The following is a 22,765-nucleotide window of genomic DNA, read 5'->3' as shown; positions in this document are numbered from 1 at the left end:
TTCCCATCCTGAAGTGGAAAGCCGCCACTTACTGCGACTGCTTCAGCAGCAACGAACGCACCAACGGACGAGGCCCCGTGGGCCGCAGCATCGTGCTGGCGGGGCGGGGACGCACCAGCTGTGGCCACCAGAACCAACGTCCCAGCAACGCAGCCACAGAGGGCGTCATGAACGCACGCACCACCAACGTGTCGAACAACAGTCCCAAACCGATCGTGGTGCCCAATTGGGCGATGCTGCGCAGGTCGCTGACCACCATTGAGGCCATGGTGAACGCGAACACCAGGCCGGCGTTCGTCACGACCTTGCCGGTGCCGCCCATGGCGCGAATGATGCCGGTGTGGATCCCGGCGGACAATTCCTCCTTCATACGGGAGACCAGTAGCAGGTTGTAGTCGGAGCCGACCGCCAACAGCACGATCACCGAGGTGGACAGCACCGTCCAGTGCAACTGCATGCCCAGGAGGTACTGCCAGACCAATACGGATAGCCCGAAGGACGCGCCGAGGGACAGCAAAACCGTGCCGACGATCACCATGGCGGCGATAAAACTTCGCGTCATGATCAGCATGATGATGAAAATGAGGCAGAGCGCGGAGACGCCGGCGATCAGGAGGTCGAACTTGGACCCGTCCACCAAATCTTTGGTGATCGCCGCCGTGCCGGTGAGGTAGATCTTGGCGTTTTCGAGGGGGGTCCCCTTGAGCGATTCTTCGGCCGCCGTCTTGATCTGTTCCACCCGCGAGAGGCCCTCGGGTGTCGCCGGATCACCCCGCTGCGAGATGAGCAGACGGAAGTCCTTCCCGTCCGGCGACATGAACACCTTCTCGACCCGTTTGAAGGCGTCGGAGCCGTTGATGATCCCCGGCGGGAGGTAGAAGGAATCGTCGTTTCTGGAGGCATCGAATGCCTGCCCCATGACGCTCGGATCCTTGGCGCTCGAATCCATCTGACCCATGACCCCGGACATGGTGCTGTGCATGGTCAGCATCATGCTGCGCATGCCGGACATGGTTTCGATCATGGGCGGGATCTGCATGACCAGCTGCGGCAGGATCGCGTCGAGCTGATCGAGGTTTTTCACCATCTCCTGCAGCTTGTCGCTGATCAAGTCCACGCCGTCGAGCGTGTCGAAAATCGATCTCAGCGAGAAGCAGATCGGAATGTCGTAGCAGTGTTTTTCCCAATAGAAGTAGTTGCGTAGGGGCCGCCAGAAATCCTCGAAATCCGAAATATGATCGCGTAGTTCCGACGTGATGTCCTGCATTTCATGCGTCGTCTGGACCATGTGGTGAGTGGTGGCGACGAGCTCTTTCATCAGACCCAGCATGTGCTGCATGATGCCGATCATTTTTCCCAGCTCGTTGGCCTGGACGAGCATGTCGTTCATGCGGTCTTTTTGAAAGGCCATGTTCTGCATCTGGCTGGCCTGACCCATGCTGATGATCCACGGAATCGTGGTGTGTTGCAGGGGCACACCTTCGGGGCGGGTAACGGTCTGCACCGTGGCAATACCCGGGACAGCAAGCACGGCCTTGGCGAGTTTGTTGATCACCAACATATCGGTCGGATTGCGCAAATCGTGATCGGTCTCGACCAACAGAATCTCGGGCATCTGCATTCGCTGGCCCGGAAAGTGCCGCGCCGCCGCGGCGTACCCCACATTGGCGGGAATGCTTTGCGGAATGAATTTCTGGTCGTCGTAGCTCGGGTGGTAATTCGGCAAGGCCAACAGGCCGATCAGCGCAACGGCCAACGATGCAACCAGAATGGGTGCCGGCCACCGGACGATGGCCGTGCCGATCCGTCGCCACCGGCGGGCCGAGACCGCCCGCCGAGGCTCGAACAGGCCGAACCGGGCTCCGGCTGCCAGCAGCGCCGGCCCCAGCGTCAGCGCAATTAGCACCGCAACCGCTATGCCGACCGCGCAAGGGATACCGAGCGGTTGGAAAAAGGGCAGACGGGTGAAGCTGAGGCAGAGCACCGCGCCGGCGATGGTCAAGCCGGAGGCCAACACAACCTTCGCGACCCCGGCGAATGTGGTGTAGAAGGCGTCTTCGCGACTTTCGCCGGCCTGCCGAGCCTCTTGATATCGGCCGACGAAGAAAATGCCGTAATCGGTTCCCGTCGCGATGACCGCCGCGACCAACAAGTTGACGGCAAAGGTGGTAAGGCCGACCAGCCCGAGATGGCCGAGAAGCGCGACCATACCGCGCGCGATCTGCAATTCCAGGCCGACGATGAGCAACAGAAGGATGACGGTGACAATCGATCGATAAACGATCAGCAACGTCAGGAAAATCACGCAAAGGCTGGCCAAAGTCACCAGCGCGACCGTCTTCGCGCCGGCGGCGTTCATGTCCGCGACGATGGCCGCGGGACCGGTGACGTAGACCTTGAGCCCGGGCGGGGGAGAAGCCTCCTGCACGATCTTTCTAACTGCGGCCACAGATTCGTCGCCCGCGGCCGCGCCCGCGTTGCCGTTCAGGTTCACCTGAACGTATGCGGCCTTGCCGTCCTGGCTTTGCGCGGCGCCGCGGGTAAGCGGGTCGCCCCAGAAATCCTGGACGTGCTGCACGTGCGTGTGATCGGCCTCCAACTGGCGAACCAAACGCGTGTAATACGTGTGCGCGTCGTCGCCCAGTTGCTGTTGACCCTCCAACAGGACCATGGCCATGGCGCCGGTATTGGTTTCCTTGAAATCCTCGCCCAGCCGCTCCATCGCCTTGAACGACGGTGCGCCCAAAGGACTTAGCGATACCGCATGCTCAGCCGAAACCTGCTCCAGTGAAGGGACGGCGACGCTGATGAGGACCGCGATGCCAAGCCAACCCAAGATGATGGGCACCGACAACCGGTGGATGATCCGCGCCACCCGTGATCGCGCGGCTGGCTGCTGGGTCTCCAATTGCTCGGTGCTCATGTGGCCGTCAACACGCAGTAGGTGAATGCGTTCAATTGGTGCGAGATCCTCTCGGTCTTGACAACGCCGTCCACCACGATGCGGCAGCCAAGAGTGTCGCTATTGCCCTGCGCCACTACGTTTCCCACGATTGACGGCAACGTGGTCGAGATGTCGAACGTCCACGGCAGCACGATGCCGGTGATGTGGTTCGGCTCGCCGTTGGCGTCAAAGTAGCTGATGTCGGCCATCGTCCCCGCCGGACCGAAGACCTCGTATTTCACGTGCTTGGGGTTGAACGGTTTGGTGTCCTGCTGCCGTGATTCGGCGTACGACGGGCGGTGCTCGGAACCGAAAACGCCGTGCAACCGCGAAACGGTCATGCCCCCGGCAATAACCACCGCCACGATCACCAACGGGATCCACAGCCGCTTCAGCAGGCTGAGAACTGCGGCACTCTTTTGGGATCGATTCGTTTGACGGCCAGTTTGCTGTGTGGTTTCAGGCGAAGATCGGCGAGCAAAGCCCAAGAAACCGCGTCTCCGGCCAGACGGTTGGCTAATTTCTCGTCCTTCCGCGATGGTGTTGTCGGGCCGGGCCCGCACGTCGGATTCGACCACTGCACCCCCTTCAGCCGTCTTCATGTCCGCGCGGGCTCCGCCACCCGAACATGCAACTACAGACCGGTAGCAACACGCCAGACTGCGGCGCCTTGATGCGGTGTACGTCGCCGACCAGTCGTGTCTCCGTTACCTCATGCGAGCCCCGCCCCCGGGGAACGCGACCAGGTCTTGATGAGTAAACCACGCCCGTCGCTTCCGTATCAGTGCTTTGGCAACGCGATACGGGATCGTGACCGATTCCACCTGCGTAAACGGCGTTTTGCTGACCCCTCCGCCCCGGGTAGCGGTCGCCAGCGCCGCGCAACCACCTAAGCACAGCAGTCCTCACGTGTCACCGGCCGGGAGGGTTCAACATGCCCTGCCGGGAGGCGGCAGCTCCGCCTCCGGGTGATTTTCGCGGCCGTCACGCGTTCGGCTAGGATGTGTGTCGACGAGCACAAAAACTTCATCGGCCTGAAGGACGTGCCTGCCCCAATAGCGATATTTCGCACCAACCGCCATTGATGCAGGTCACTGGAGCGAATTCAGGGGCATCGGGGCCCCTTCGCACACCAATCATTCGGTGGCGCCAAGACCTTCTCGGCCACACCAGGAACTTTCCCCAAACCGCCGACGGGCAGTGTTGCCCTCCACTATGGTTTGGACCTGTTCCACTCATGTCCACTATCTATCTGGAGAATTGTGAGCATCAATCCATTCGACGACGACAACGGCAGCTTTTTCGTCCTGGTGAACGACGAGGAGCAACACAGCTTGTGGCCGGCCTTCGCCGATGTTCCAGCGGGTTGGCGAGTGGTACACGGGGAAGCCGACCGAGCTGCGTGTTTGGAGTACATCGAGCAACATTGGCCCGACATCAGGCCGAAGAGCCTGCGGGACAAGCTCGCAACGGGTCGGGGTTTTGACCAGTAACCAGCCGGGGTACGGGGCGGGTGGGTGGAGACTTGGGGGAGTCGATGGCGAGGGATGATCGAACGCTGCCACTGACACGGGGTCAGCTCGACATCTGGCTATCCCAAGAAGCCGGCTTCGCCGGCACCCAGTGGCAGCTCGGCCTCCTGGTCAAAATCGACGGCCCGGTCCATCGCGATCAGTTTCAGCAGGCACTCACCCAGACGGTCGGCGAGGCCGAATCGGGCCGGGTCTCGTTCTTCGAGGTCGACGGCCAGGTGGTCCAGAAGCCGATCGACTACCCGCACGTCGAGCTCGAGTTCCATGACCTGAGGGGCGCGGCGGATCCGGTGCAGGATGCCCGCGAGATGTCATCCGCCATTCAGCGCACGCCGATGCCGTTGAACGGCCAGATGTTCAAATTCGTGCTCTTTCAAACGGGGCACGAGGAATTCTATTTGTTTGGTTGCTGCCACCACATTGCGATCGACGGTTTGGGCATGGCCTTGGTCTGCCGCCGGGTCGCAACCATTTATTCCGCGATGGTGGCGGGAAAGCCAATTCCCGACGCCTACTTCGGTTCTGCGCAGGACCTGGTCGACCTCGAGTCCGAGTACGAGGCTTCCGAGGATTACCTCGAAGACAAGGCCTATTGGAGCGAGCACCTTCCGCCGGAGAGCGGACCGGTCGACCGGCTCCCTGATGCGGGCACCGAGCAAGACCATTACTCGCCGTCCGCGTCGGTCCAGTTGGACCCCTCGGTCGTCAACCGGATCAAGGAGCTGTCCAAGAAGCTGGCCATCCGCCGGTTTTCGGTCACCACCGCCGCGTGCGCGCTGTTGGTGCGCGGATGGTCGGGCAGCGGCTCCGAGGTGGCGCTGGACTTCCCGGTCAGCCGGCGGGTGACTCCGGAGTCGAAGACGCTTCCGGCGATGCTGGCCGGTGTCGTGCCGCTGGTCCTGTCGACGGAACCGCAGACGACGGTCGCCGACTTCTGCAAGCACGTCGACAAGCGGATCCGCGAACTGCTGAAGCATCAACGTTTTCCCGCGCACACCCTCGAGGGCGACGGCCTGCGGCAGGCGCCGAACCGGGTGGGCATCAATTTCCTACCGATGAGGCTGACCCTGGACCTGGCCGGCTCGCCGGCGACGGCGTCGTACACCAACCACGGGCCGGTCGGGCACTTCGGGTTGTTCTTCCTCGGCGCCGGTGACCAGCTCTTCCTCAGCACCGCGGGCCCGGGCCAACCGTTCGCCGGCTTCGGCGTCGCCGACCTGGCGGGACGGCTGCAGCAGATCCTGGCGGCCATGACCGCCGACCCCGAGCGGCCGCTGTCGTCGATCGAGCTGCTGACGCCCGACGAGCCCGCGCTCATCGACCGGTGGAGCAACCGGCCGGCATTGGCCGAGCCCGCGCCGCCCCCGGTGTCGATTCCGGCCGCGTTCGCCGAGCACGTGCAGCGCACCCCCGAGGCGCCGGCCGTGACATTCGGCGACCACTCGCTGACCTACGCCGAGCTCGACGAGGCGTCGAACCGCTTGGGGCACCTGCTCGCCGGCCACGGCGTGGGCCCCGGCGACTGCGTGGCGGTGCTGTTCCCCCGCTGCGCGGACGCCATCGTTTCGATGCTGGCGGTGCTCAAGACCGGGGCGGCCTACGTGCCGATCGACCCTGCGCACGCGTCGTCGCGGATGGACTTCGTGCTCTCCGATGCCGCGCCCAGCGCGGTGATCACCACGGCGGAACTGCGCCCGCGGCTGGAGGGCCATGACGTTTTCGTCGTCGATGTGCACGACCCCGCCGTCGACAGCCAGCCCAGCACCGCGCTGCCGAACCCGGCCCCCGAGAACGTCGCCTACATCATCTATACGTCCGGAACGACGGGGACCCCCAAAGGCGTCGCCATCCCTCATCTGAACGTCACGTGGTTGACCGAGTCGCTCGACGCCGCCCTGCCGCCCGGAAATGTCTGGACGCAAAGCCACTCCTCGTCCTTCGACTTCTCGGTGTGGGAGATCTTCGGCGCGCTGCTGCGCGGCAGGCGGCTGCTGGTGGTGCCCGAATCGGTGGCGTCCTCCCCGCAGGATTTCCACGACCTGCTGGTCGCGGAGAAAGTCAGCGTGCTGACCCAGACGCCGTCGGCGGTCGCGATGCTGCCCGCCGAGGGCCTGGAGTCCACGGCGCTGGTGGTAGCCGGCGAGGCCTGCCCCACCGACGTCGTCGACCGGTGGGCGGCCCCCGGCCGGGTGATGATCGATGCCTACGGCCCGACCGAGACCACGGTCTGCGCGTCGATCAGCACGCCACTGACGCCCGGCTCGCCGGTGGTCCCGATCGGCTCCCCGATAGCCGGGGCGGCGATGTTCGTGCTCGACAAGTGGCTGCAGCCGGTGCCCGCCGGTGTGGTCGGCGAGTTGTACCTGGCGGGTCGCGGCGTCGGGCACGGCTACGTGCGCCGGCCCGGCCTGACGGCGTCGCGGTTCGTGGCCAACCCCTTCGGCGGCCCCGGGGCACGCATGTACCGCACCGGGGACCTGGTGTGCTGGGGTCCCGACGGGCAGCTGCAATACCTGGGCCGCGCCGACGAGCAGGTCAAGATTCGCGGCTACCGCATCGAACTCGGCGAAATCCAGGCGGTCTTGGCCGGGCTCGACGGCGTGGACCAGGCCGCGGTGATCGCCCGCGAGGACCGCCCCGGCGACAAGCGCCTCGTCGGCTACGTCACCGGCACCGCCGACCCCGCGGCGCTGCGCGCCCAACTGGCCGAGAAGCTTCCGCCGTACATGGTGCCGACCGCGGTGATGGTGCTCGACGCGCTGCCGCTGACCGGCAACGGCAAGCTCGACAAGCGCGCCCTGCCCTCGCCGGAATACACCGCGAGCGAATACCGGGCCCCGGCCGACGCGATCGAGGAGATCCTGGCCGACATCTACGCCCAGGTGCTGGGCGTGGAGCGCGTCGGCGTGGACGACTCGTTCTTCGACCTCGGCGGCGACAGCATCCTGTCGATGCAGGTGGTGTCCCGCGCGCGGGCGGCCGGCGTCATCTGCCGCCCCCGGGACGTCTTCGTCGAGCAGACCGTGGCGCGGCTGGCGCGGGTGTCCGAGGTGGCGGTCGACGGCGACCTCGGTGCGGCCGACGAGGGGATCGGCCCCGTGGTGGCCACCCCCATCATGCGGTGGCTGCAGACCATCGACGGCCCGATCGACGAGTTCAACCAGACCATGGTGCTGGCGGCGCCCGCGGGTGTGAGCGCCGACGACGTGGCGGTGGTGCTGCAGGCCCTGCTCGATCGCCATCCCATGCTGCGGCTGCGCGTGCAGGACGACGGCGCCGGCGGCTGGTCGCTGGAGGCGCCAGAGGCCGGGTCGGTGCAGGCCGGTGACTGCCTGCGCACGGTCGACACGCTCTCCGACGCGGACCTGGTCGAGGCCCGTTCCCGGCTCAACGTGGCCGAGGGGGTCATGGTGAGCGCGGTATGGGCAAGTGCGACAAGCCAATTGGCGTTGATCATTCATCACTTGGCGGTCGACGGTGTGTCGTGGCGGACCCTGATCGAGGACCTCAACATCGCCTGGGTCCAGCATCACAACGCCCAACCGGTGGCGTTGCAGGCGCCCGGGACCTCGTTCGCCCGGTGGTCGTCGCTGCTGGCCGAGCACGCGAAGGACCCGGCCGTCCTCGAACAGGCCGGCGCGTGGCAGGAGGTGGTCGCCACCCCGCCGGCGCTGCCGGCCGCCGGGCCGGAGGACACCTACGCGAACGCCGGACAGTTCTCGGCGTCGCTGGACGTCGAGACGACCCGGCAGTTGCTGGGGGAGGTGCCGGCGGCGTTTCACGCCGGCGTGCAGGACATCCTGTTGATCGCATTCGGGTTGGCGTTCACGGAGTTCCTGGGGTCCGTGGGGACCGCGACGCCGATCGGCATCGACATCGAAGGGCACGGGCGAAACGAAGAGATCGCTTCCCGCGTGGATCTGTCCCGCACGGTGGGCTGGTTCACCACCAAATACCCTGCGGCGCTGTCGATTACCGGCGGGCTGAGCTGGTCGAAGGTGGCCGCGGGGGACGCCGCGCTGGGCGCGGTGATCAAGGACGCCAAGGAGCAGCTGCGCGCCCTGCCGGACGGCCTGACCTATGGGCTGTTGCGCTATCTGAACACCGAGGTCGGCCTGCAGGGGCCGGACCCCGTGATCGGGTTCAACTACCTGGGCCGGCTGGCCGCGGGGGCCGACCTCTCCGAGGACTTGTGGCGCGTCAGCGAGGACAGCCTGTCGTCGGCCGCGGTCGCGACGGCGGTGGCGATGCCGTTGGCGCACACCGTGGAACTCAACGCCGGCACCATGGACACCGAGGACGGCCCGCTGCTGCACGCCAACTGGCGGTGGGCGACCTTGGCGCTGACCGACGAACAAGTAAACCGGTTGAGCCAGTTGTGGTTTGAGGCCCTGGCCGGCATCTGCGCGCACGTGCGCGCCGGCGGCGGCGGGCTGACCCCGTCCGACATCGCGCCGGCCCGCCTGGACCAGCAGCAGATCGACGAGCTGTGCCGGCAACACCAGATCGCCGACGTGCTGCCGCTGAGCCCCGTGCAGCAGGGTTTGTTGTTCCACACCAGCTTCGCGGCCGAGCTCGAAGACCTCTACGCGGTGCAGCTGGGCATCACCGTGAGCGGCAGCCTCGATCAGCACCGGCTGCGCGAGGCCGTGCAGACCGCCGTCAACCGCCACCCCAACCTGGTGGCGCGCTTCTTCGACGAATTCGGCGAGCCGGTGCAGATCATCCCCGCCGAGCCGGTAATGGCTTGGCGCTACGTCGAATTGGACGGCGGCGCGGACCAGGACCACCAGCTCGAGCAGTTGGCCGCCGACGAACGCACCGCCGTGTGCGATTTGGCGGGCCAACCCACCTTCCGGGCCGCATTGATCCGCATCGCCGACGACCGGCATCGGCTGCTGTTCACCATCCACCACATCGTGATCGACGGCTGGTCGCTGCCGGTCCTGCTGCGGGAGGTCTTCGCCGGCTACTACGGGCAGCGGCTGCCCGCGCCGCCGTCGTACCGCAGCTACCTGATGTGGCTGGTCGCCCAGGACCACGCCGCCGCCCAAGCGGCCTGGCGCGAGGCGCTCGACGGGTTCGAGGCCCCCACCCTGGTGGCCCCGCCCGGCAAGATCGGGCGCCGCGCCGTTGCCACCTATGCGGTTTCGGCCGACACGACGCGCGCGCTCGGCGAGCTGGCCCGCTCCAGCCGCACCACCATCAGCACCGTGCTGCAGGGCGCGTGGGCGCAGCTTCTTACGTGGCTGACCGGCCAGCACGACGTCGCCTTCGGCACCGCCGTCTCAGGCCGGCCCACCGAGCTGGCCGGCGCCGACGCCATGGTCGGGCTGCTGATCAACACCGTGCCCGTCCGGGCCAACATCGCCGCCGCGACCACCGTCGTCGACCTGCTCGAGCAGCTGCAACGCACCCACGCCGAGACCCTTGAGCATGAACACTTGGCGCTCAACGAGATTCACCGCGTCACCGGGCACGACCAGCTGTTCGACACCCTGTTCCTCTACGAGAACTACCCGATCGACGCCGGCGCGATGATGGGCGCCCAAGAGCTGGCCGTCACCGAATTCAGCAGCCGCGAATTCAACCACTACCCGCTGTCGGTCGTGGCCACGCCGGGCCACGAACTGAGCCTGCGCGTCGAGTACGACACCGAGGTCTTCGACGCGCCCGCCATCGAAACGCTGATCGAACGGCTGCGCCACGTGATGGCGGCCATGACCGCCGATCCCGCGCAACGGCTTTCATCGATCGATCTGCTCGACCCCGCCGAACACGAACGGCTGGACGAGTGGGGCAACCGGGCCGTCCTGGCCCAGCGGCCCACCGGGCAGGAGTCGATTCCGGCGTTGTTCGCCGGCCAGGTCGCCCGCGCCGCCGACGCCGTCGCGATCACCTGCGGCGACCGGTCGTTCACCTACCGCGAGGTCGAAGAGTCGGCAAACCGGTTGGCGCACTTGCTCGTTGGGCAGGGTGCCGGCCCTGGCCAGCGGGTGGCGGTGGTGATCCCGCGGTCGGCCGAAGCGGTGATCGCGATCTTCGCCGTCCTCAAGACCGGGGCCGCCTACGTGCCGATCGACCCGAGCGTGCCCGCGGCGCGCCTCGAATTCGTGCTCGGTGACGCCGCGCCGATCGCGGCGGTGACCACCGCCGAGGTGCGGCCGCAGTTGGGCGGGTTCGCCGGGCAGATCATCGACATCGACGACCCGATAGTGGCCGACCAGCCCACGACCGGCCTGCCGGTGCCGGCGCCGGACAACATCGCCTACATCATCTACACCTCGGGCACGACGGGAACGCCCAAGGGCGTGGCGATCCCGCACCGCAACGTCACGTTGCTGCTGGAGACACTGGATGCTCAGCTGGGGTTGGGCCAGGTGTGGACGCAATGTCACTCGCTGGCGTTTGACTTCTCGGTGTGGGAGGTCTTCGGGTCGCTGCTGTACGGCGGGCGCCTCGTGATGGTGCCCGACGCGGTGGTGCGCTCCGCGGAAGACCTGCACGCCTTGCTGGTTCGCGAGCAGGTCAGCGTGCTCAGCCAGACCCCGTCGGCGTTCTACGCGTTGCAGAGTGCCGACGCGTTGGCCCCGGAGCTGGGTGAGCAGCTGAAGTTGCAGACGGTCGTGTTCGGTGGGGAGGCGTTGGAGCCGCGCCGGCTGTCGACGTGGCTGCATCACCATCCCGGCCTGCCGCGGATGATCAACATGTACGGCATCACCGAGACCACGGTGCACGCGTCGTTCCGCGAGATCCTTCGCGGCGACGTCGACAACAACGTCAGCCCGATCGGGGTGCCGCTGGGCAACCTCGCCTTCTTCGTGCTCGATGGGTGGCTGCGCCCCGTGCCGGTCGGGGTGGTCGGCGAGTTGTACGTCGCCGGTGGGGGATTGGCCACCGGCTACGTGGGCCGCCCGGGGCTGTCGGCCACCCGATTCGTGGCCTGCCCGTACGTCGGCGCGGAAGCGCCCGGACAGAGGATGTATCGCACCGGTGACCTCGTCCGGTGGAGCGCCGACGGGCAACTGCAGTACATCGGCCGCGCCGACGAGCAGGTCAAGATCCGCGGCTACCGCATCGAACTCGGCGAAATCCAGGCCGCCCTCGCCTCGCTCGACGGCGTCGAGCACGCCGCGGTGATCGCCCGCGAGGACCGTCCCGGCGACAAGCGTCTGGTCGGCTACGTGACCGGCACCGCCGACCCGGCGGAGGCCCGGGCCCAACTCAGCGAACGGCTGCCCGGCTACATGGTCCCGTCCGCGGTGGTGGTGCTCGACGTGCTGCCGTTGACCGTCAACGGCAAGCTCGACACCCGCGCCCTGCCCGCCCCGGAATACTCCGACGTCGACCGCTACCGGGCGCCGGCGAGCGCCATCGAGGAGATCCTGGCCGGCATCTACGCCCAGGTGCTGGGCGTGGAGCGTGTCGGCGTGGACGACTCGTTCTTCGACCTGGGCGGCGACAGCATCCTGTCCATGCAGGTGGTGGCCCGCGCCCGCGCCGCCGGCGTGGTGTGCCGCCCCCGGGACGTCTTCACCGAGCAGACGGTCGCGCGCCTGGCGCGCGTCGCCACGATCGCCAGCCCCGAGGACGACGTGGTCGACGAGGGCATCGGGCCGGTGGTGGCCACCCCGATCATGCGCTGGCTGCAGAACATGGACGGCCCCGTCGAACAGTTCAACCAGACGATGGTGCTGGCGGTCCCCGCCGACGTAACCGCCGACGACGTGCCGGTGGTGCTGCAGGCGTTGCTGGACCGGCACGCGATGCTGCGGGTGCGCGTCGAGGACGACGGCGTGGGCGGCTGGTCGTTCGAGGTGCCCGAGCCCGGCTCGGTGCAGGCCGGCGACGTCCTCGAGACCGTCGACGAGTTGTCCGAGGCGGCCCTGGTCGAGGCCCGGTCGCGGCTGAACCTGGCCGACGGCCTCCTGGTGAGCGCCGTATGGGCAAGCGCGACAAGCCAATTGGCGTTGATCGTCCACCACCTGGCCGTCGACGGTGTGTCGTGGCGGACCCTGATCGAGGACCTCAACATCGCCTGGGCGCAGCACCACAGCGGCCAGCCGGTGGCCCTGCCGGCCGGCGGGACCTCGTTCGCCCGGTGGTCGTCGCTGCTGGACGAGCACGCGCGCCGCCCCGAGGTGGTCGAGCGGGCCGAGGAGTGGCGGCAGGTGGCCGCGATCCCGGCGGTGTTGCCGGCCGCGCAGCCCGAGGACACCTACGCGACGGCCGGGCAGCTGTCGGCGTCGCTGGACGTCGAGACGACCCGCCTGTTGCTGGGGGAGGTGCCCGCGGCGTTTCACGCTGGGGTGCAAGACATTTTGTTGATCGCGTTCGGGTTGGCGTGGACGCAGTTCATGGGCACCGGCGCGCCGATCGCCATCGACGTGGAGGGCCACGGGCGCAGCGAGGAGCTCGGCCCGCAGGTGGACCTGTCGCGCACGGTCGGGTGGTTCACCGCCAAGTACCCGGTGTCGCTGCGCGTCGGCGGCCTGTCGTGGGGCCAGGTGATCGGCGGAGACGCGGCGCTGGGCCCGGTGATCAAGGACGCCAAGGAACAGCTGCGCGGCCTGCCCGACGGCCTCACCTATGGGTTGCTGCGTTACCTGAATCCCGATGTGGACCTTGGTGATTCGGATCCCGCCATCAGCTTCAACTACCTGGGCCGGCTCGGTGGCGGGGCCGCCGACTTGTCGCCCGACCTGTGGCAGCTCAGCGAGGACAGCTTCGCGTTGGCCGGTGCGGCCGGGGCGGTGGCCTTGCCGCTGCCGCACACGGTGGAGCTCAACGCCGGCACCATGGACACCGCGGACGGTCCCCACCTGCAGGCCAACTGGACGTGGGCGCGCTCGGCGCTGGACGAAAAGCAGATCGGCAAGCTCAGCGAGTTGTGGTTCGACGCGCTGGCCGGCATCTGCGCGCACGTCCGCGACGGCGGCGGCGGGTTGACCCCGTCCGACATCGCGCCCGCCCGGCTGACCCAGCGGGACATCGACGAACTGCAGCAGCAGCACCGCGTCGCCGACGTGCTGCCGCTGACCCCGCTGCAGCAGGGCCTGCTGTTCCACACCGGCACGGCGCAGGGCGCCCAAGGCTCCGAGGACCTCTACGCCGTGCAGCTCGACATCTCGGTCAGCGGCGCCATTGACCCGGAGCGGCTGCGCGACGCCGTGCAGACCGTCGTCACCCGCCACCCCAACGTGGTGGCCCACTTCAGCGAGGACTTCGGCGAGCCGGTGCAGGTCTTGTCGGCCGATCCGGAACTGGCCTGGCAGTACGTCGAGCTGGACGCCGGCGGCGACCAAGACCACCGGATCGAGGAGCTGTCGGCCGCCGAACGCGTCGCCGTCTGCGACCTGGCGGGCAAGCCGCCGTTCCGGGGCACGCTGATCCGCACCGGGGACGACACCTACCGGTTCGTGCTCACCAACCACCACATCGTGCTCGACGGCTGGTCCAAGCCCGTCCTGCTGCAGGAGATCTTCGCCAGCTACTTCGGGGTGCGGCTGCCCGCGCCGGTGCCCTACCGCAGCTTCATCACCTGGCTGTCCGAGCAGGACCGCGCCGCCGCCCAGGCGGCGTGGCGCGAGGTGCTCGCCGGATTCGACACCCCCACGCTGGTGGGCCCGTCGGGCCGGATGGGACTCGGTCCGCGCGGCGTCGCCGAATTCCACGTGTCCGCGGAGACCAGCCGCCTGCTCGGCGAATTGGCCCGCTCGTGCCGCACCACCGTCAGCACCGTGCTGCAGGCGGCCTGGGCGCAGCTGCTGATGTGGCTGACCGGCCAGCACGATGTGGTCTTCGGCACAGCGGTTTCGGGCCGGCCCACCGATTTGGCCGGTTCGGAGTCCATGGTGGGCCTGCTGATCAACACCGTGCCGGTGCGGGCGACGATCGGCGCCGAAACCACCATCGCCGACCTACTTGACCAGCTACAACAGGCCTACACCAGGACCCTGGACCACCAGCACCTGGCGCTGAACGAAATTCATCGTGTAACGGGACACGATCAAATTTTCGACACAATGTTCGTGTACGAGAACTATCCCATCGATACCGCCGCGCTATCGGCCGTGGACGAGTTAACTATTAGGGGATTCACGAATCGGGAATACAACCATTACCCGCTTTCGGTTCAAGCCGTGCCGGGCCACGAAATTGGCCTCCGCGTCGAGTTCGATACCGACGTGTTCGGCGAGGCGAGGATCGAGAAGCTGGTCGAGCGTTTCAAGCGGGTGCTGGAAGCCATGACCGTGGACTTGGAGGAGCAGTCATGACCGTCGGTGCGGGACGGCGATTGTTGTCGATTGATCTACTGGATGGCGGCGAGCACGACCGACTCGACGAGTGGGGCAACCGGGCGATATTGACCAAGCCGGTCAAGGCGCCCACGTCCATTCCCGAAATGTTCGCGGCCCAGGTGGCGCGCGCCCCCCAGGCGGCGGCGCTCAGTTTCGAGGGTCGCTCGATGACGTACCTGGAGCTCGACGAGGCCGCCAACCGGCTGGCGCACCTACTGGCCGAGCAGGGCGCCGCCCCGGGCGAGTGCGTGGCGCTGCTGTTCTCCCGCTCGGCCGAAGCCATCATCTCGATCCTCGCGGTCTTGAAGACCGGGGCGGCCTACCTGCCGATCGACCCCGCCCTGCCCGCCGCCCGCATGGAGTTCATGCTCGGCGACGCCACCCCGATCGCCGCGGTCACCACCGCCAGCCTGCGCACCCGGCTGGACGGCTTCGACCTGCCCGTCATCGACGTCGACGAGGCCGCCGCCGACAGCCAGCCCAGCAGCGCGCTGCCCGGACCGGCACCCGACGACATCGCCTACATGATCTACACCTCGGGCACCACCGGCGTCCCCAAGGGTGTCGCGGTCACGCACCGCAACGTGACCGAATTCCTGAAGACCCTGCACGCCAAGCTCCCGTCCGGCGCGGGCCAGGTGTGGTCGCAGTGGCACTCCCTGGTGTTCGACGTCTCCGTGTGGGAGATCTGGGGTGCGCTGCTGCACGGTGGGCGCCTGGTCGTGGTCCCCGAATCGGTCGCGGGCTCGCCCGACGACCTGCACGACCTACTTGTCGCCGAGAAGGTCAACGTGCTGAGCCAGACCCCGTCCGCGGTGGGGATGCTCTCGCCCGAGGGCCTGGAGTCCACGGCGCTGGTGGTGGCCGGCGAGGCCTGCCCCGCCGAGGTCGTCGACCGGTGGGCGCCCGGACGCGTGATGATCAACGCCTACGGCCCGACCGAGGCCACCGTCTACGCCGCGATGAGCGCGCCGCTGACGGGGGACTCGGGCGCGCCGCCGATCGGCTCGCCGGTGCCCGGCGCGGCGCTGTTCGTCTTGGACAAGTGGTTGCGGCCCGCGCCCGAGGGCGTGGTCGGTGAGCTGTACGTGGCCGGCCGCGGCGTGGCCACCGGGTACGCGCGACGGTCCGGCCTGACGGCGTCGCGGTTCGTGGCCTGCCCCTTCGGCGGCCCGGGCGCGAGGATGTACCGCACCGGCGACCTGGTGCGCTGGGGCACCGACGGTCAGCTGCAGTACCTGGGCCGCGCCGACGAGCAGGTCAAGATCCGCGGCTACCGCATCGAACTCGGCGAGATCCAGTCGGCCCTCGCGGCGCTCGACGGCGTGGACCAGGCCGCGGTCATCGCCCGCGAGGACCGCCCCGGCGACAAGCGCCTCGTCGGCTACATCACCGGCACCGCCGACCCGGCGGAGCTGCGCACCCAGCTCGGCAAGCGGTTGCCCGCCTACATGGTCCCCGCCGCCGTGGTGGTGCTCGAGGCGCTGCCGCTGACGGTCAACGGCAAGCTCGACAAGCGCGCCCTGCCCGCGCCGGAGTACCACAAGCGCGCCGGTGAGTACCGCGCCCCGTCCAACCACACCGAGGAGATCCTGGCCGGCATCTACGCCCAGGTGCTGGGTGTGGAGCGCGTCGGCGTCGACGACTCGTTCTTCGACCTGGGCGGCGACAGCATCCTGTCCATGCAGGTCGTGGCCCGCGCCCGCGCCGCAGGCGTGGTGTGCCGCCCCCGCGACGTGTTCGTCGAGCAGACCGTGGCCCGGCTGGCCCGCGTGGCCACCGACCGCGACGACGAGGAGGACGTGGTCGACGAGGGGATCGGCCCGGTGGTGGCCACCCCGATCATGCGCTGGCTGCAGACCGTTGACGGCCCGATCGACGACTTCAACCAGACCATGGTGCTGGCGGCCCCCGCGGGCGTCACCGCCGACGAGGTCGTCGTCGTGCTGCAGGCCCTGCTGGACCGCCACCCGATGCTGCGGCTGCGCGTCGAAGACGACGGCGAGGGCGGCTGGAAGTTGCACGCGCCCGACCCGGGCACGGTGCAGGCCGGCGACTGCCTGCAGACCGTCGACACCCTGACCGACGCGACGCTCGTCGAGGCGCGGTCGCGGCTGAACCCGGGCGCCGGCGCGATGGTGAGCGCCGTATGGGCAAGCGAGACAAGCCAATTGGCGTTGATCATCCACCACGTGGCCGTCGACGGTGTGTCGTGGCGGACCCTGATCGAGGACCTCAACATCGCCTGGGCGCAGCACCACAGCGGTCAGCCGGTGGCCCTGCCGGTCGGCGGTACTTCGTTCGCCCGGTGGTCGTCGCTGCTCGCCGAGCACGCGCAGAGCCCGGCGGTCGTCGAGCAGGCCGACGCCTGGCGCGAGGTGGTGTCCACCCCGGCCCTGCTGCCGGCGGTGCGACCCGAGGAGGACACCTACCAGACGGCCGAGCAGCTGTCGGTGTCGCTGGACGTCGAGACCACCCGGCTGCTGCTGGGTGAGGTGCCCGCGGCGTTCCACGCCGGGGTGCAAGACATTTTGCTGATCGCGTTCGGGATGGCCTGGACGGAATTCCTGGGTTCCAAGGCTGCTGGCGCGCCGATCGGCATCGACGTCGAGGGTCACGGCCGCCAGGAAGAGCTGGGACCGCACGTTGACCTGTCGCGCACCGTGGGGTGGTTCACCACCAAGTACCCGGTGGCCCTGACCATCGACGGGCTGGACTGGGCCAGCGTGGTGGGCGGTGACGACGCGCTGGGCGCCGCCGTCAAGGCCACCAAGGAGCAGCTGCGCGCCCTGCCCGACGGGCTGACCTACGGCCTGCTGCGCTACCTGAACCCCGACGTCGATCTGGGTGGATCCGACCCGGTGATCGGCTTCAACTACCTGGGTCGGCTCGGCGCGGCCGCCGACCTGCCCGGCGAGTTGTGGCGGTTGAGCCCCGACAGCCTGTCGCTGAGCGGCGCGGCCGCCGCGGTGGCGATGCCGCTCATGCACACCGTCGACCTCAACGCCGGCACCATGGACACCGAAGAGGGCCCGCACCTGCACGCCAACTGGACGTGGGCGGCCTCGGCGATGGACCGCGAGCAGATCAGCCAGCTCAGCCGGCTGTGGTTCGAGGCCCTGGCCGGCATCTGCGCCCACGTGCAAGCCGGCGGCGGCGGGCTGACCCCGTCCGACATCGCGCCGGCGCGCCTGAACCAGCGGCAGATCGACGAGCTGAGCAAGCAGCACCAGGTCGCCGACATCCTGCCGCTGACCCCGCTGCAGCAGGGCCTGCTCTTCCACGCCAGCTTCGCCCAAGACCCGGGCGACGACGTCTACGCGGTGCAGCTGGGCATCACCGTGACCGGCGCCCTGGACTCGCACCGGCTGCACGAGGCGGTGCACACCGTGGTGAACCGCCACCCCAACCTGGCGGCCCGGTTCTGCCCGCAATTCGGCGAACCCGTCCAGGTGATCCCGGCCGACCCGGTCATGGCGTGGCGCTACATTCAGCTCGGCCCCGAAGACCCCGACCCCGAACAGCGGGTCGAGGAGCTGTGCGCCGCCGAGCGCGCCGCGGTGAGCGACCTGGCCAACCGGCCGGCGTTCCGGGCCGCGCTGATCCGCACCGCGGACAACCGGTACCGGTTCGTGCTCACCAACCACCACATCGTGATGGACGGCTGGTCGCTGCCCATCCTGCTGCGCGAGATCCTGGCCAACTACTACGGCGACCAGCTGCCCGCGCCCGCGACCTACCGCAGCTACCTGACCTGGCTGGCCGGCCAGGACCGCGCCGCCGCGCAGGCGGCGTGGCGCGAGGTGCTCGACGGATTCGACGCCCCCACCCTGGTGGGCCCGGCCGGCCGGATGCGGCTCGGCCGGCGGGCCGTGGAGTCCTACCGGCTCTCCGCGGAAACCACGCGCGCCCTGGGCGAGCTGGCCCGCTCGTGCCACACGACCGTCAACACCGTGCTGCAGGCCGGGTGGGCGCAGCTGCTGATGCGGCTCACCGGCCACCACGACGTGGCGTTCGGCACCGCCGTCTCCGGTCGGCCCGCCGACCTGGCCGGCGCCGAATCGATGGTGGGCCTGCTGATCAACACCGTCCCGGTGCGCGCCAACATCGACGCGGAGACCACCGTCGCCGACGTGCTGGACCAGCTGCAGCAGCACCACAACGACACCCTCGAACACGAGCACCTGGCGCTGAGCGAGATTCACCGCGTGACCGGCCACGACGCCCTGTTCGACACCCTGTTCCTGTACGAGAACTACCCGATCGACACCAGCGTGCCGTTGGGCTTCCACGAGTTGGCCATCACCGATGTCACCAACCGCGAGTACAACCACTACCCGCTGTCGGTGATGGCGCTGCCGGGCCGCGAACTGGGCCTGCGCGTCGAATACGACACCGACGTGTTCGACGCCGCCGGCATCGAGAAGATGACCGAGCGGTTCCAGCGCGTGCTCTCCGAGATGACCGTCGACCCCACCCGACGGCTGATGGCGCTCGACGTCGTCGACGAGGCCGAGCACGAGCTGCTCGACTCCTGGGGCAACCGGTCGGTGCTGAGCCAGCCGGCGACCGGCACGTCGATCCCGGGGTTGTTCGCCGCGCAGGTGGCCCGCACCCCGGACGCGGCGGCGCTCAGTTTCGACGGACGCTCGATGACCTATCGGGAACTCGACGAGGCCGCAAACCGGTTGGCGCACTTGCTGATCGAGGAGGGCGCGGGCCCGGGCGAGCGGGTCGCGCTGCTGTTCTCCCGCTCGGCCGACGCGATCGTCTCGATCCTCGCCGTCCTCAAGACGGGCGCGGCGTATCTGCCGATCGACCCGGCGCTGCCGACCGCCCGGATCGAGTTCCTGCTCGGAGACGCCGAGCCGGTCGCAGTGGTCACCACGACGGGCCTGCGGTCGCGGCTGGAGGGCTGCCGCCCGACGGTCATCGACGTCGACGACCCGGCGCTGGACGCCCAGCCCAGCGACCCGCTGCCGATCCCGTCGTCGGACAACATCGCCTACCTCATCTACACGTCGGGCACCACCGGCGTCCCCAAGGGCGTGGCCGTCACCCACGACAACGTCACCCAGCTGGTGGAGTCCCTGCACGCCGACCTGCCGGAGGCGGGGGTGTGGGCGCAGTGGCACTCCCTGGTCTTCGACGTGTCGGTGCACGAGATCTGGGGCGCGCTGCTGCACGGTGGCCGCCTGGTCGTGGTGCCCGAATCGGTCGCGGCCTCCCCGGATGAGCTGCACGCGCTGCTGGTCTCCGAAGGCGTCACCGTGCTGAGCCAGACCCCGTCGGCGGTGGGCATGCTCTCGCCGGAGGGCCTGGACTCGACGGCGCTGGTGGTGGCCGGCGAGGCCTGCCCGGTCGAGGTCGTCGACCGGTGGGCGCCGGGGCGCGTGATGATCAACGCCTACGGCCCGACCGAGGCCACCGTCTACGCGGCGATGAGCGCGCCGCTGCAGGCCGGGGCCGCGTCGGCGCCGATCGGTTCACCGGTGCCGCGGGCCGCGTTGTTCGTGCTCGACCGGTGGCTGCGCCCGGCGCCCGAGGGTGTCGTGGGCGAGCTGTACATCGCCGGCCACGGTGTGGCGACGGGATATTCGCGACGGTCCGGTCTGACGGCGTCGCGGTTCGTCGCCTGCCCGTTCGGCGGCCCGGGCGCGCGGATGTACCGCACCGGCGACCTGGTCCGGTGGAGCCACGACGGTCAGCTCGAGTACCTGGGCCGCGCCGACGAGCAGGTCAAGATCCGCGGCTACCGCATCGAACTCGGCGAAGTGCAGGCGGCGCTGGCCGGGCTGGACGGGGTCGAGCAGGCGGCGGTGATCGCCCGCGAGGACCGTCCCGGCGACAAGCGGCTGGTCGGTTACATCACCGGCACCGCCGACCCGGTCGGCATCCGCATCCAGCTGGCCGACCGGCTGCCGGCCTACATGGTGCCGGCCGCGGTGGTGGTGCTCGACGCGCTGCCGCTGACGGTCAACGGCAAGCTCGACAAGCGCGCCCTGCCCGCACCGGAGTACCAGAAGCGCGGCGGCGAATACGTCGCCCCGTCCAACCCGACCGAGGAGACCATCGCCGGCATCTTCGCCCGGGTCCTCGGGATGGAGCGGGTCTCGGTCGACGACTCCTTCTTCGAGCTCGGCGGCGACTCGCTGTCGGCGATGCGGGTGATCGCCGAGATCAACACCGCCCTGGACGGCGCCCTGTCGGTGCGCACCCTGTTCGACTCGCAGTCCATCCGGGCTCTGAGTCAGCGGATCGCCAGCGGCGCCGACACCGAGAACGCCGCGGGGCCCGGCTTCGCGGCGGTGCACGGCGCCGACGCCACCGAGGTGTACGCCCGCGACCTCACGCTGGACAAGTTCATCGACGCGACGACGCTGGCGACCGTGCCGTCGCTGCGCGCTCCCAGCTCCGAGGTCCGGACGGTCCTGCTGACCGGCGCGACCGGATTCCTGGGTCGCTACCTGGTGCTGGAATGGCTCGAGCAGCTGGAACAGGTCGAGGGCAAGCTGATCTGCCTGGTGCGGGCCCGCTCCGACGAGGACGCCTGGCGCCGGCTGGAGAAGACCTTCGACAGCGGCGACCCCGAGCTGCTGCGGCACTTTCGGGAACTGGCCGAAGACCACCTGCAGGTGGTCGCCGGCGACAAGGGCCAGGCCAACCTGGGCCTGGACGACCAGACCTGGCGGCAGCTGGCCGACACCGTCGACCTCATCGTGGACTCCGCGGCCGTCGTCAACGGGGTGCTGCCCTACAACGAGCTGTTCACGCCCAACGTCGGCGGCACGGCCGAGCTGATCCGCTTGGCGCTCACCACGAAGATGAAGCCGTACGCCTACGTGTCGACGTCGGACGTGGGGCGCCAGATCGAGCCGTCGGCGTTCACCGAGGACGCCGACATCCGGGTCATCAGCGCCACCCGCGTCGTCGACGGCAGCTACGCCAACGGCTACGGCAACAGCAAGTGGGCGGGCGAGGTGCTGCTGCGCGAGGCCCACGACCTGTGCGGCCTGCCGGTCTCGGTGTTCCGCTCCGACATGATCCTGGCCGACACCAGCTACGCGGGCCAGCTCAACGTGGCGGACATCTTCACCCGGATGATCCTGAGCGTCGTGGCCACCGGCTGCGCGCCCAAGTCGTTCTATCAGCTCGACGCCGAGGGCAACCGGCAGAGCGCGCACTTCGACGGCCTGCCCGTCGAGTTCGTCGCCGAGGCGATCGCCAAGCTGGGCGCCCAGGTGATGGAGGGGTTCGAGACCTATCACGTGATGAACCCGCACGACGACGGCATCGGGCTCGACGAATACGTCGACTGGCTGATCGAGGCCGGCTACCCGATCGAGCGCGTCGGCGACTTCGGGGAGTGGCTGCAGCGCTTCGAGACCGGCCTGCGCGGCCTGCCGGAACGGCAGCGCCAGAACTCGGTCCTGCAGATGCTCCTGTTGCTGCTGCGCGATCCGAAGAACCTGCAGCCCGCCGAGCCGGCCCGCGGCGCGTTCGCGCCGACCGACCGGTTCCGCGCCGCCGTGCAGGAAGCGAAGGTCGGTCCGGACAACGACATCCCGCACGTCAGTGCACCGGTGATCGTCAAGTACGTCACCGACCTGCAACTGCTCGGCCTGCTCTAACCGATCGCGGAACTTCAGCGCGGCGTGGTCCCTACGGACCGCGCCGCGCTGCTGCATGCGCAATTCCCGTTTGTGATTGAGTGACGCCCGCCAGCCCCGCCGCCAATCACGCGGCAATAACGGTCACCGCCGCGAAAGGCGTCGGCGAAACCGTCAAACCCCCTGATCCAATCAATACTGTATGTAGCTACACTATCTACGATCAGTACCTCAGGTATCTGAAGTACGGGATTAGCAGGTGCAGTCTACGGTTTTGGGTAATTCACAGGACATTAAGTTTGGATAACCCTGGACTACCGGGGTTCGCGTCTACTAGCCTTCCCAACTGTTGCACTCGTGTTGAAGACGAGATTTCCG

The 22,765-nt window shown here is 68.4% G+C and carries 5 protein-coding genes; 3 read left to right on the top strand and 2 right to left on the bottom strand.

The window, feature by feature from the left end:
* Positions 1-28 precede the first annotated feature (28 nt).
* Together OCU_RS39940 and OCU_RS39935 are read right to left on the bottom strand one after the other, a co-directional pair.
* A complete protein-coding gene (locus tag OCU_RS39940; protein WP_009953332.1) occupies positions 29-2,923 on the bottom strand; it encodes an MMPL/RND family transporter in 2,895 nt (964 codons plus the stop codon).
* Positions 2,920-3,339 (bottom strand): MmpS family transport accessory protein, encoded by a 420-nt coding sequence (locus tag OCU_RS39935; protein WP_036390192.1) that lies wholly within the window; start codon positions 3,337-3,339, stop codon positions 2,920-2,922. The genes OCU_RS39940 and OCU_RS39935 overlap by 4 nt, the downstream gene beginning before the upstream one ends.
* 867 nt (positions 3,340-4,206) lie before the next feature.
* On the opposite strand from OCU_RS39935, the gene OCU_RS39930 reads away from it, so the two are divergent.
* From OCU_RS39930 to OCU_RS39920, 3 genes are read left to right on the top strand one after another with little or no spacing between them, the layout of a single operon-like run.
* A complete protein-coding gene (locus OCU_RS39930) occupies positions 4,207-4,437 on the top strand; it encodes an MbtH family protein (protein ID WP_003877688.1) in 231 nt (76 codons plus the stop codon).
* 44 nt (positions 4,438-4,481) lie between these two features.
* Positions 4,482-14,753, top strand: coding sequence for a non-ribosomal peptide synthetase (locus OCU_RS39925; RefSeq protein ID WP_014380392.1), 10,272 nt, complete (start codon positions 4,482-4,484; stop codon positions 14,751-14,753).
* Positions 14,750-22,408, top strand: a complete 7,659-nt coding sequence (locus OCU_RS39920) for a non-ribosomal peptide synthetase (RefSeq protein ID WP_009953336.1) — start codon at positions 14,750-14,752, stop codon at positions 22,406-22,408. Before OCU_RS39925 ends, OCU_RS39920 begins: the two co-directional genes overlap by 4 nt.
* Positions 22,409-22,765 lie beyond the last annotated feature (357 nt).

The sequence above is a fragment of the Mycobacterium intracellulare ATCC 13950 genome (assembly GCF_000277125.1).
In the GTDB taxonomy this organism is placed as follows: Bacteria; Actinomycetota; Actinomycetes; order Mycobacteriales; family Mycobacteriaceae; genus Mycobacterium; species Mycobacterium intracellulare.
The sequence above is the reverse complement of the archived record's forward strand: the minus strand, read 5'-3'. Positions and strand labels throughout refer to the sequence as shown.